This is a genomic window from Acinetobacter genomosp. 15BJ, assembly GCF_000400715.1.
Classification (GTDB): Bacteria; Pseudomonadota; Gammaproteobacteria; order Pseudomonadales; family Moraxellaceae; genus Acinetobacter.
In genome coordinates this window covers 1-12,599 of the sequence record NZ_KE007351.1, presented here as the reverse complement: position 1 = coordinate 12,599, position 12,599 = coordinate 1, and the positions used below count along the sequence as shown (strand labels likewise).

The 12,599-nt window shown below is 43.8% G+C and carries 8 protein-coding genes, 2 tRNA genes and 3 rRNA genes; 11 read left to right on the top strand and 2 right to left on the bottom strand.

Going from position 1 to position 12,599, the window contains the following annotated elements; translation table 11 throughout:
- The first annotated feature begins 29 nt into the window (after positions 1-29).
- The 3 genes from F896_RS02160 (at position 30) to F896_RS02170 (ending at position 2,251) form a co-directional block, all read left to right on the top strand.
- Positions 30-698 carry a ribonuclease T2 family protein gene (locus F896_RS02160; RefSeq protein ID WP_004802585.1) on the top strand — a complete coding sequence of 223 codons (669 nt, stop codon included), beginning with the start codon at positions 30-32 and terminating at the stop codon, positions 696-698.
- Between the two features lie 167 nt (positions 699-865).
- Entirely contained in the window at positions 866-1,852 is a 987-nt protein-coding gene (locus F896_RS02165; protein ID WP_004655942.1) for a malate dehydrogenase, read from the top strand.
- Positions 1,853-2,008: 156 nt separating this feature from the next.
- Complete coding sequence (locus F896_RS02170; RefSeq protein ID WP_016164961.1) at positions 2,009-2,251, top strand: DUF2789 family protein; 243 nt, start codon at positions 2,009-2,011, stop codon at positions 2,249-2,251.
- 22 nt (positions 2,252-2,273) lie between these two features.
- Here the strand turns inward: F896_RS02170 and F896_RS02175 are convergent, their stop codons facing one another.
- Both F896_RS02175 and F896_RS02180 read right to left on the bottom strand, forming a co-directional pair.
- On the bottom strand, positions 2,274-2,801 hold the full coding sequence (locus tag F896_RS02175; protein WP_004802587.1) for a hypothetical protein: 528 nt from the start codon (positions 2,799-2,801) through the stop codon (positions 2,274-2,276).
- 62 nt (positions 2,802-2,863) lie between these two features.
- Positions 2,864-3,490: a 2OG-Fe(II) oxygenase gene (locus F896_RS02180; RefSeq protein ID WP_016164960.1), complete on the bottom strand. Its 627-nt coding sequence runs from the start codon at positions 3,488-3,490 to the stop codon at positions 2,864-2,866.
- A gap of 427 nt (positions 3,491-3,917) precedes the next feature.
- Between F896_RS02180 and F896_RS02185 the strand changes: the two genes are divergently transcribed.
- The 8 genes from F896_RS02185 to rrf all read left to right on the top strand — a co-directional run bounded on the left by F896_RS02185 (position 3,918) and on the right by rrf (position 12,550).
- A complete protein-coding gene (locus F896_RS02185; protein ID WP_016164959.1) occupies positions 3,918-4,775 on the top strand; it encodes a 23S rRNA (adenine(2030)-N(6))-methyltransferase RlmJ in 858 nt (285 codons plus the stop codon).
- Positions 4,776-4,813: 38 nt separating this feature from the next.
- Positions 4,814-5,647, top strand: coding sequence for a CDP-diacylglycerol--serine O-phosphatidyltransferase (pssA, locus tag F896_RS02190; protein WP_016164958.1), 834 nt, complete (start codon positions 4,814-4,816; stop codon positions 5,645-5,647).
- A gap of 16 nt (positions 5,648-5,663) precedes the next feature.
- Positions 5,664-6,725, top strand: coding sequence for a DUF6670 family protein (locus F896_RS02195; protein ID WP_016164957.1), 1,062 nt, complete (start codon positions 5,664-5,666; stop codon positions 6,723-6,725).
- Positions 6,726-7,135: 410 nt separating this feature from the next.
- Positions 7,136-8,673: ribosomal RNA gene (locus tag F896_RS02200) — 16S ribosomal RNA — on the top strand.
- Between the two features lie 59 nt (positions 8,674-8,732).
- Positions 8,733-8,809: transfer RNA gene (locus F896_RS02205), tRNA-Ile, on the top strand.
- Positions 8,810-8,864: 55 nt separating this feature from the next.
- Positions 8,865-8,940, top strand: a tRNA-Ala gene (locus F896_RS02210).
- 400 nt (positions 8,941-9,340) lie between these two features.
- A 23S ribosomal RNA gene (locus F896_RS02215) occupies positions 9,341-12,232 on the top strand.
- A gap of 203 nt (positions 12,233-12,435) precedes the next feature.
- Positions 12,436-12,550, top strand: a 5S ribosomal RNA gene (gene rrf / locus F896_RS02220).
- Together the 16S, 23S and 5S rRNA genes with 2 tRNA genes alongside form the textbook arrangement of a ribosomal RNA operon.
- Positions 12,551-12,599 lie beyond the last annotated feature (49 nt).

The window sequence follows — 12,599 nt, the reverse complement described above, 5'->3', positions numbered from 1 at the left end:
TAAGTGAAACAATGAAGTTTTTGCATTTGATGAAACCAATCGAATTACTCAAAGGGCAGTTGATGAGATCGCTACAGGCATTGGCTTGTTACTTGGTCTTCTCTTTTAGTGCTCCATTACATGCTGCGAGTAATCCAGACGTTGCAGGCTATGTCATGCATGTACAAATGACACCTGCTGCTTGCTCTTTTGATTCATCAAGACAAAAGCAACGTAAATGTCTGGAAGGTTATTCCCTCACGATTGCAAGTTTATTGCCTGAAGTACCGCTCAACCGAGATTGCTCAACTAAAACATCGGCCAAATTATCGCCATTGCAAGCCAAGGTGGTTGCGCGCGTCATGCCTGATGAAAATGCACGTGTGCAGTTATGGCAGGATGTGGGTGGGTGTATGCCGATGAATGCCAGTCAATATTTTAGAACCATTATTAACTTTGCAGAGCGTTTAAAAATCCCTGCAGATTTGACCAGCCCGAATACCATTGAAGTACAAAAAGAAAGTTTAAGACAGCAATTTACCAAGCTCAATCCTTCATTACCGCCGAATGGAATTCGCTTTACTTGCCAGTCATCGAGATTTGATTCTGTCCTGACTGAAATACGCGTCTGCTATCAGAAAAATGGTCAATATAAACAATGCGCAAGCCATATTGTGACGGGCTGCCCAAGTGAATTTACCATTAAAGGCAGTTACTAGGTATTTACCTAGTTTGATTTGTATTTTCTATTAGACTTTCGTTGAAATTCATTCTCTTTTACATGCATCTGTATTCGCTTTAGAGTACAATCTTTGCCGTTTATGATAATTCGATTGAATAATAATAGCGTTCAATCGTGCAAACGCATCTCATTGGAGAATATCACATGAAGCAACCCGTTCGTGTAGCCGTTACAGGCGCTGCTGGTCAAATTGGTTATAGCTTATTATTCCGTATTGCAAGCGGTGAAATGCTAGGTAAAGATCAACCAGTAATTTTACAATTGCTTGAAGTTCCTTTTGAGAAAGCTCAACAAGCGCTTAAAGGCGTGATGATGGAACTTGATGACTGTGCTTTCCCATTATTGGCAGGCATGATCGGGACTGATGATCCTAAAGTTGCATTTAAAGATGCTGACTATGCGTTATTAGTTGGTTCTCGCCCACGTGGTCCTGGTATGGAACGTGCTGACTTGTTGAAAGTGAATGGCGAAATCTTTATCGGTCAAGGTCAAGCACTTAACGAAGTTGCTAGCCGTGACGTTAAAGTATTGGTTGTTGGTAACCCAGCAAACACCAATGCATACATCGCAATGAAATCTGCTCCAGATCTTCCAGCGAAAAACTTTACAGCAATGTTACGTCTTGATCACAACCGTGCATTAACTCAACTTGCTCAAAAAGCAGGTGTTGCAGTTTCTGACATCGAAGACATGACCGTTTGGGGTAACCACTCTCCAACAATGTACGCTGACTACCGTTTTGCAACTGCAAATGGCGTAAGCTTAAAAGACAAAATCAACGATGCAGCATGGAACAAAGATGTATTCCTTCCAACTGTTGGTAAACGTGGTGCTGCGATTATCGAAGCACGTGGTTTGTCTTCAGCTGCTTCAGCTGCAAACGCTGCAATCGACCATATGCGTGACTGGGCGTTAGGCACAAACGGCAAATGGGTAACCATGGGTATTCCATCTGACGGTTCTTATGGTATTCCAGAAGGCGTAATGTTTGGTTTCCCTGTAACAACTGAAAACGGTGAATACAAAATCGTTCAAGGTTTAGAAATTGATGAGTTCAGCCGTGAACGTATCAACTTCACGCTGAATGAGCTTGAAGAAGAGCGTGCAGCAATTGCTGACATGGTAAAATAATTTATCTTTTGGATAAATTGAAAGCACCCTCCTAGAGGGTGCTTTTTTTATGCCAATAAACACAAAAAACAACAAGAAAATATAGACCTATCGCTGCATGTCAAGGCGATTTGCTGTTAGATTATTTCGATAAAGAACATGATTTGGAGAATAACAATGTTTGAACAGCAACCGACACTTGAGCTTTTATTCGAACAACTTGGGCTTGGGGCTGATGAGGTAGCAATCGAAAATTTTGTGAAAGCCCATCAGTTACCTGCCGATCAAAAATTACATGAAGCTGAGTTCTGGAGTGCAGGACAGCGTGATTTTCTCAAAAGTCACTGGGATAAAGATGATGAGTGGGCGATCGTGATTGATGAGTTGAATCAACAACTGCATGTCGATAGCACAAGATAGTCAAACATAAAAAAAGCTCACATTAGTGAGCTTTTTTTTGAATCAAGGTTTTAAACCAATCTTCTTGGCGTATCGCGTTAAATGCAGGGTGGAGTTGTAATAATTCTAAATCATGTTCTAAACATGACACATATTTTTTTAACCAGTGTTGTGTTAAGGCCTGTTCTTGTTTAGCTGCAGATGCGTAGGCCAAAAAGAAATAGACGTCTAAATGCTCATGATGAGCCAAGGGTTTTAAAATTTGTTGGGTGATCAAGGCAAAGCGTCGTTCTTTGGTCAACTCAAAGTAAATCATATAGGCTTTGGCTAGATGCAAGGACAAATTCAAATATAAACTCAGTGGCATTTCATCGTATTCAATACGTGCCTGCTCAATGAGCACGATTGCTTCTTGCAAGAAATGCAATTGTTCCTGACGAATATGGCTCAGTACCACTAATTGCAAACGTAGGTCAGCACGCTCTAAAGCAAGTTCGGGAGTATTGCTGTCTAAATAGAGTTGGTCTGTTTCACCAATTCGAGCAATCACTTGTTGAGTTTCATTCGACATTATGGATCCAAAATCGTCAGTTATGCGTGGTATATAAGGGTGTTTTTAGGAATTTAAAGGGTTTAAGCTTTATTCCAAATTGAACCACCACTACGTAACCATGCAGTAATCGATAAACGTTGCTGTTTGGAAAGCAGTACTTCATGCAAGACATCGCTTTGAAAAATCGCGAGACGATTTGGCTGTGGTTGGATGATATGCCATTGATCTTGCTTATCCTGCAATCGTAATTGACCACCCCAATCCTCTTGCCAACTTTCATGCAAATAGAACACGGTCGAAATCATACGATCATTTTTTTGCTGTGGATTATCTCGGTGCAAGGAATAAAACTCACCTGCGTTGTAACAGGCGAAATGTGCTTCGACTTCTTTAATTCCTAAATAAAAAGCCTGATTCAATGCTTGTGATAAGTGCTCTAGCGTCTGTAAATGCTGTTGTGCAATTGGCAGTTGTCCATCAATCCATAGAATGTGATCACTGCGGATATGACTGACCACGCCATTTTGTATGCCGGCTGCCCTGAATTCGGCAAGATGAGAGGTACATTCATGTGCAAGTGCTTGTACATATTCATCTGAATACACTTGATCAATCAAGGCAAAACCAAATTCATTTAGACTATCCAGCACTTGATCCAGATTCCAAGACTGAAGATTTAATGCGGGTGGAAGAGTTGTTGCTTGCATAGCACTCCAGTGACTTAGGTTTGATTGTAAGGCAATTTTAGACGATCACATCAACGCTAAAGAATAATTTAGGGGCTGCTGACGTTTCAACCATGCTTTGCGTGATAAGCTAAAACGACATAAACGAGGCATGGAACGTAGGCAATGGCGATTCCCTTGTCAAGTTTCATAACGAAGTTTAGGGTGGTTTTAGCTATAACCCTGAGCAAAAGCAAAGCATTGCTTTGATTGCAGCGCAAGGCGAAGCTCAAGGACTGTGATATTTTTTGCTGCTACAGCGTTATGTTTTTCTCATTTAGGATACTAAATTTCGTAAACCATGCCTTGTATCAGCTAAAAAATGTCTACAGTCGCAAGCATCTGTGAAATGTCATCGGCCCCTATTTTCATGTTAAACTACCTGCTGAATTGAGGAATAATTGTCAACATGAATTACCGTCACCATTTCCATGCGGGTAACTTTGCCGATGTTATGAAGCATGTACTTTTGCTTCAACTGCTCGCTCGTTTAAATGCTAAAGATAAACCTTATCGATATATCGATACCCATGGTGGTGCAGGTAAATATGATTTATCTACGTCTGAAGCACAAAAATCAGGTGAATTCTTAACGGGTATCCATCGTTTGGTCAAGCTTGACGATTCGATTAAACGTAATGCGCCTGAAGGTGTAAAACAATATCTTAAAATTGTTGAAGATATGCGTGCTGGTTCGGGTAAAGGCGCTTATCCAGGCTCACCTTGGTTTGCGCTTGAAGGCATGCGTGATATTGATAAAGCAACGATATTTGAAATGCAGCGTGATGTGTTTCAACAATTGTATTTTAATATTCGTGATAAACGTGCGGGCTTGCATGAGCGTGATTTTTATGAAGGCCTGATGGGTGTCATTCCGCCTAAAGAAAAGCGCGGATTGGTCATGATTGACCCTCCTTACGAAATTGAGCGTAAAGATTTCCCGCAATTGGTTGAAATACTCCAAGCCGCACATAAAAAATGGCCAACAGGTGTGTTTGCAGTTTGGTATCCAATCAAAGATCGCGCCATGATTGATCGTTTTGAAAAGAAAATGATGAAAACGGGTATTCGCCGTCAGCTCATTTGTGAAATTTGTGTGTGGCCAGATGACACCCCAGTCGGATTGAATGGTTGTGGTTTATTGGTGATTAATCCACCTTGGAAGTTCTCAGAAGATGCGGATCAAGCATTACAATGGTTATTTCCACATTTGCGCATGAGTGAAAATGGTGGACATGCTGCAGTGCGTTGGTTGGTGGGTGAATAACCCATCAACGTCCAAATATTCTCGAGGAATTGAAAATAATGACAAATTCTCTTAAACCTGATTCTGATTTGAACAAAGAAGATCATTCTTTTGATGGAATCACTTTTGAAGTAGAAGAAGAAGAGCATACGCACGAAGGACAAAAAGTGAAACGCCGTGGCATTTATTTATGGCCGAATTTAATTACAACAGCCGCACTTCTTTCTGGTTTTTATTCAATTATTGCCAGTATGAATGGAAACTTTAATCAAGCGATCTATGCCATTTTCTTGGCTGCATTGCTTGATGGTTTGGATGGTCGAGTGGCTCGAGCAATTGGCGCACAAAGTGCATTTGGTGAGCAATACGATTCGCTTTCTGACTTGTTAGCGTTTGGTGTTGCACCCGCTATTTTGATGTATAGCTGGAGCTTGCATGATCTTGGACGTATCGGTTTAGCCTGTTGCTTTATTTATACGGCTTGTGCAGCTTTCCGCCTAGCACGTTTCAATGTGCAAATCGGCGTGGTGGATAAGCGCTACTTTATTGGTATTGCCAGTCCACTTGCGGCTGTGACCGTAATTTCATTGGTGTGGGTGGGACGTGATTATCCATTTATCTTTGATTTGAATGATATTGTTATTCAAGTGATTAATTCAGTGGTCATGGTTGCCGTGGGTTTACTGATGATTTCCAACATCAAATACTATTCATTTAAACAAATGGATCGTAAGCGTGTACCTTTCGTCGTGATGTTACCTGTGGTCTTGATTTTTGCTGCAATCACGTACAACATTCCTGTAGGGATACTGATTGTCTGTATTCTCTATGTCCTTTCAGGATTTGTGACGACACTATTTGCCAAAAAGAATGATGCCAAAATAACAACTTAAAATACGGAGGTTCAGTATGCCAATATTGATGAATAACAATCAATTAAAGCAGCTGAACCTCAATAAGTCAGATGCTTTAACTTTTCATCCACCCAAAGGTCTCTTTAAAATTGTTTATCAGGCCTTAATCCTGCCAAATTTGCCTGAACCGTTTCATTATTTAAATTTCATTAGCCTGATTGGGCAACCTCGGATCCCTATTTGTTATAACGCGAGTGCAATTGCTACGACGGCAATTGATACTGCGACTGTTTTGGTTGCCAGTAGTTTATCTACAGTCGGGCATCTCAAAAGTTATAGTGCCAAAGAACAGTGTCAATTAGAGCAAGATCGTTATCAGTTTTTAGATGTAGATCAAATCCAAGTTGATTTTCCAAATTATTATTTTAAGCGTGATGATGAAGAACTCAGTTGCCAACTGAAAGTGAATATTGGCACTGAAATAGAAAACCATTCAGCCTTGCAGTGGGGCGTTGGGGATTATTGGTATGTTCGCTGTCAGTGCGAAGGCGAAATCATTCATAAAAAACAAAAATATCAAATCCAAGCGCAGGGCATTTTGAAACATGCCAGAGCCATCTACTTGCCTTTTATCGCCTTTCATTTTTTTACCTATCAAATTATTCAGGTCAGTGCAGACTTTCAGATCATCTTGTCTGAACTTAGAAATCAGTGGAATAACATTATTTTTTCTAGAATTGAAATTCAATCAAATGAGCAAAATTCCATACTTTATGATCATCAAGTCATTTTAGATGTCACACGTGTTTATCCAAAAGTTCAGACACCCAATGGCCGAGAGATGTATTTGCCTCGAGAATTCATTTGGCAATATTCAGAAAAGGATGAAATCGTCTTTCAGCTACAAGCTCAAAGCCGAGGGGATTATAAATTTGGCTTAGCTGCAGGTTATGTAGGAAGTTTTAACTATCAATTATTGTGGAACAAACAAAGCTATCAAGGTTCTGGATACTGTGAATATATCGATTGTCGTCCTTTACACTGGCAAGAAAAAAATAAAACTGAGCAAATAATCGACCAAATTGCACATTTTCAGCCTTATTTGTGTAAAAAATAAGCGGTCGATACAATAATTTAAATAAATTTGAAAAAGGGGGTTGTGTTGGTTTGGAAATGCTGTAGAATGCACATCCATCGGCGGTGATGCAGATAAAAACTTGTTGAGAAACAAGGATTTGGCTAGAAAGGTTGGATTCTTGGATTGGTTGATAAGTTTGCTAAATATCTAAATTACCTGTTGACTTTTAAGAAATTGAGAGTAATATAGCCGACCTAGCTTGATGATGACGAATCATCGAGAAGATCATTAAGAGAATAGAAGAACAACTTGTGTGGATTTTTACTGGTTGATCAATCGAAAATATTTCATTGATTGAATGGTAAAAATTTCTCGAAGTTTATTTGAGCGAATTTTTAGTCAGAAAATTGATGAGCCAAGATTTGTAGCCATAAGCTACTAATGATTTTAAACTGAAGAGTTTGATCATGGCTCAGATTGAACGCTGGCGGCAGGCTTAACACATGCAAGTCGAGCGGAGTTATGGTGCTTGCACTATGACTTAGCGGCGGACGGGTGAGTAATGCTTAGGAATCTGCCATTTAGTGGGGGGCAACATTCCGAAAGGAATGCTAATACCGCATACGTCCTACGGGAGAAAGCAGGGGATCTTCGGACCTTGCGCTAAATGATGAGCCTAAGTCGGATTAGCTAGTTGGTGGGGTAAAGGCCTACCAAGGCGACGATCTGTAGCGGGTCTGAGAGGATGATCCGCCACACTGGGACTGAGACACGGCCCAGACTCCTACGGGAGGCAGCAGTGGGGAATATTGGACAATGGGCGGAAGCCTGATCCAGCCATGCCGCGTGTGTGAAGAAGGCCTTTTGGTTGTAAAGCACTTTAAGCGAGGAGGAGGCTCTCTTAGTTAATACCTAAGATGAGTGGACGTTACTCGCAGAATAAGCACCGGCTAACTCTGTGCCAGCAGCCGCGGTAATACAGAGGGTGCGAGCGTTAATCGGATTTACTGGGCGTAAAGCGTGCGTAGGCGGCTGATTAAGTCGGATGTGAAATCCCTGAGCTTAACTTAGGAATTGCATTCGATACTGGTCAGCTAGAGTATGGGAGAGGATGGTAGAATTCCAGGTGTAGCGGTGAAATGCGTAGAGATCTGGAGGAATACCGATGGCGAAGGCAGCCATCTGGCCTAATACTGACGCTGAGGTACGAAAGCATGGGGAGCAAACAGGATTAGATACCCTGGTAGTCCATGCCGTAAACGATGTCTACTAGCCGTTGGGGCCTTTGAGGCTTTAGTGGCGCAGCTAACGCGATAAGTAGACCGCCTGGGGAGTACGGTCGCAAGACTAAAACTCAAATGAATTGACGGGGGCCCGCACAAGCGGTGGAGCATGTGGTTTAATTCGATGCAACGCGAAGAACCTTACCTGGTCTTGACATAGTAAGAACTTTCCAGAGATGGATTGGTGCCTTCGGGAACTTACATACAGGTGCTGCATGGCTGTCGTCAGCTCGTGTCGTGAGATGTTGGGTTAAGTCCCGCAACGAGCGCAACCCTTTTCCTTATTTGCCAGCGGGTTAAGCCGGGAACTTTAAGGATACTGCCAGTGACAAACTGGAGGAAGGCGGGGACGACGTCAAGTCATCATGGCCCTTACGACCAGGGCTACACACGTGCTACAATGGTCGGTACAAAGGGTTGCTACCTAGCGATAGGATGCTAATCTCAAAAAGCCGATCGTAGTCCGGATTGGAGTCTGCAACTCGACTCCATGAAGTCGGAATCGCTAGTAATCGCGGATCAGAATGCCGCGGTGAATACGTTCCCGGGCCTTGTACACACCGCCCGTCACACCATGGGAGTTTGTTGCACCAGAAGTAGGTAGTCTAACCGTAAGGAGGACGCTTACCACGGTGTGGCCGATGACTGGGGTGAAGTCGTAACAAGGTAGCCGTAGGGGAACCTGCGGCTGGATCACCTCCTTAACGAAAGATTGGTGACCGGTAAGAATCCACAACAAGTTGTTCTTCGAAGATGTATCTGAGGGTCTGTAGCTCAGTTGGTTAGAGCACACGCTTGATAAGCGTGGGGTCACAAGTTCAAGTCTTGTCAGACCCACCAAATCTGATTGCAGTAGCTTAGATTGAAAGATATGTCGTTCATTAAGTGATAAGCTGGGGACTTAGCTTAGTTGGTAGAGCGCCTGCTTTGCACGCAGGAGGTCAGGAGTTCGACTCTCCTAGTCTCCACCATACATTACGAAGTAATGTAGAAAACGAAAGTTAAATTCCAAAGATAGCTTATAGAAATTAATAAATAAGAAGATCGAATGATCTTGGTTTATTAACTTCTGTGATTTATCACAGTTTACTACTCACCGACGAGGTGGTAGTTAATCATTAACAGATTAGAAAATTGAGTCTGAAATAAATTGTTCAAACTCGATTAATTTGACACTAACGGTAATACGTAAGTATTTCAGTTAGATGAAGAATTAATCTGAGAACTAGCAAAAACACTGAATCAAGCGTTTTGGTATATGAATTAGATTGAAGCTGTATAGTGATTAAATTCACAGACAACAGATAGTAGCAATTAAGTTTGCAACGATAACACTCACTTGTATGTGTTAACGACTGTTTGGGGTTGTATAGTCAAGTAATTAAGTGCATGTGGTGGATGCCTTGGCAGTCAGAGGCGATGAAAGACGTAATAGCCTGCGATAAGCTCCGGGGAGGCGGCAAATATCCTTTGATCCGGAGATTTCTGAATGGGGGAACCCACCCGCTATAAGGCGGGTATCATAAGCTGAATACATAGGCTTATGAAGCGAACGAGGGGAAGTGAAACATCTCAGTACCCTTAGGAAAAGAAATCAATTGAGATTCCCTTAGTAGCGGCGAGCGAACGGGGAGCAGCCCATTAAGTTGTGTGTGTTCTAGTGGAACGCTCTGGGAAGTGCGAACGTAGAGGGTGATATTCCCGTACACGAAAGGGCACACACAATGATGACGAGTAGGGCGAGGCACGTGAAACCTTGTCTGAATATGGGGGGACCATCCTCCAAGGCTAAATACTCCTGACTGACCGATAGTGAACCAGTACCGTGAGGGAAAGGCGAAAAGAACCCCTGTGAGGGGAGTGAAATAGATCCTGAAACCGCATGCATACAAGCAGTGGGAGCCGACTTGTTCGGTGACTGCGTACCTTTTGTATAATGGGTCAGCGACTTATATTCAGTAGCAAGGTTAACCGAATAGGGGAGCCGTAGAGAAATCGAGTCTTAATAGGGCGTTTAGTTGCTGGGTATAGACCCGAAACCAGGCGATCTATCCATGAGCAGGTTGAAGGTTGGGTAACACTAACTGGAGGACCGAACCCACTGTCGTTGAAAAGCCAGGGGATGACTTGTGGATAGGGGTGAAAGGCTAATCAAGCCTGGTGATAGCTGGTTCTCCCCGAAAGCTATTTAGGTAGCGCCTCGGACGAATACCATTGGGGGTAGAGCACTGTTTCGGCTAGGGGGTCATCCCGACTTACCAAACCGATGCAAACTCCGAATACCAATGAGTACTATCCGGGAGACAGACTGCGGGTGCTAACGTCCGTAGTCAAGAGGAAAACAATCCAGACCGCCAGCTAAGGCCCCAAAATCATAGTTAAGTGGGAAACGATGTGGGAAGGCATAGACAGCTAGGAGGTTGGCTTAGAAGCAGCCACCCTTTAAAGAAAGCGTAATAGCTCACTAGTCGAGTCGGCCTGCGCGGAAGATGTAACGGGGCTAAAACTATGTGCCGAAGCTGCGGATTTGACTTTAAGTCAAGTGGTAGGGGAGCGTTCTGTAAGCCGATGAAGGTGTATTGAGAAGTATGCTGGAGGTATCAGAAGTGCGAATGCTGACGTGAGTAACGACAAAACGGGTGAAAAACCCGTTCGCTGAAAGACCAAGGGTTCCAGTCCAACGTTAATCGGGGCTGGGTGAGTCGACCCCTAAGGCGAGGCCGAGAGGCGTAGTCGATGGGAAATTGGTTAATATTCCAATACTTCTGTGTAATGCGATGAGAGGACGGAGAAGGTTAAGTCAGCCTGGCGTTGGTTGTCCAGGTGGAAGGTTGTAGGCATGTATCTTAGGCAAATCCGGGGTACTCTATGCTGAGAACTGATAGCAAGCTGTACTTGTACAGTGAAGTGGCTGATACCATGCTTCCAGGAAAAGTCTCTAAGCTTCAGTTACACAGGAATCGTACCCGAAACCGACACAGGTGGTCAGGTCGAGTAGACCAAAGCGCTTGAGAGAACTCTGCTGAAGGAACTAGGCAAAATGGTACCGTAACTTCGGGAGAAGGTACGCTGCTGACGGTGATGGGACTTGCTCCCTGAGCTATTGGCAGCCACAGAAACCAGGCCGCTGCAACTGTTTATTAAAAACATAGCACTCTGCAAACACGAAAGTGGACGTATAGGGTGTGATGCCTGCCCGGTGCTGGAAGGTTAATTGATGGGGTTAGCGTAAGCGAAGCTCTTGATCGAAGCCCCAGTAAACGGCGGCCGTAACTATAACGGTCCTAAGGTAGCGAAATTCCTTGTCGGGTAAGTTCCGACCTGCACGAATGGCATAATGATGGCGGCGCTGTCTCCAGCAGAGGCTCAGTGAAATCGAAATCGCTGTGAAGATGCAGTGTACCCGCGGCTAGACGGAAAGACCCCGTGAACCTTTACTGCAGCTTGACATTGAACTTTGACCTTACTTGTGTAGGATAGGTGGGAGGCTTTGAAGTTAGAACGCTAGTTCTAATGGAGCCGTCCTTGAAATACCACCCTGGTAATGTTGAGGTTCTAACTCTGCCCCGTAATCCGGGGCGAGGACCATGTCTGGTGGGTAGTTTGACTGGGGCGGTCTCCTCCTAAAGAGTAACGGAGGAGTACGAAGGTGCGCTCAGCGTGGTCGGAAATCACGCGTAGAGTATAAAGGCAAAAGCGCGCTTAACTGCGAGACCCACAAGTCGAGCAGGTACGAAAGTAGGTCTTAGTGATCCGGTGGTTCTGTATGGAAGGGCCATCGCTCAACGGATAAAAGGTACTCTGGGGATAACAGGCTGATACCGCCCAAGAGTTCATATCGACGGCGGTGTTTGGCACCTCGATGTCGGCTCATCTCATCCTGGGGCTGAAGCAGGTCCCAAGGGTATGGCTGTTCGCCATTTAAAGAGGTACGCGAGCTGGGTTTAGAACGTCGTGAGACAGTTCGGTCCCTATCTACCGTGGGCGCTGGAAATTTGAGAGGATCTGCTCCTAGTACGAGAGGACCAGAGTGGACGAACCTCTGGTGTACCGGTTGTGACGCCAGTCGCATCGCCGGGTAGCTATGTTCGGAAGGGATAACCGCTGAAAGCATCTAAGCGGGAAGCCTACCTCAAGATAAGATTTCCCTAGGAATTTATTCCTCTAAAGAGCCGTTCGAGACTAGGACGTTGATAGGTTGGGTGTGGAAGCACGGTGACGTGTGAAGCTGACCAATACTAATTGCTCGTGAGGCTTGACTATACAACACCCAAGCAGTTGTATATAAAGCTCAATTCGATTCAAAACCAAACAGTCAGAAGTGAAAACAACTGATTGAACTTGATTTAGTGAATAAACTAGTTACAATACAGACCAATTATCTAATCCGTTAATAACTCTTTGGACCGTAAGTAAGGCATACGACAATACATCGTGATTAAGACCCGAAAGCACCACAACAGTTTGCTGGCGACAATAGCAAGAGTGAACCACCTGATCCCTTCCCGAACTCAGAAGTGAAACCTCTTAGCGCTGATGGTAGTGTGGCACTTGCCATGTGAGAGTAAGTCATCGCCAGCTTTTAAATACTAAACACCCCCAACCTAACGGTTGGGGGTGTTTTTTATTG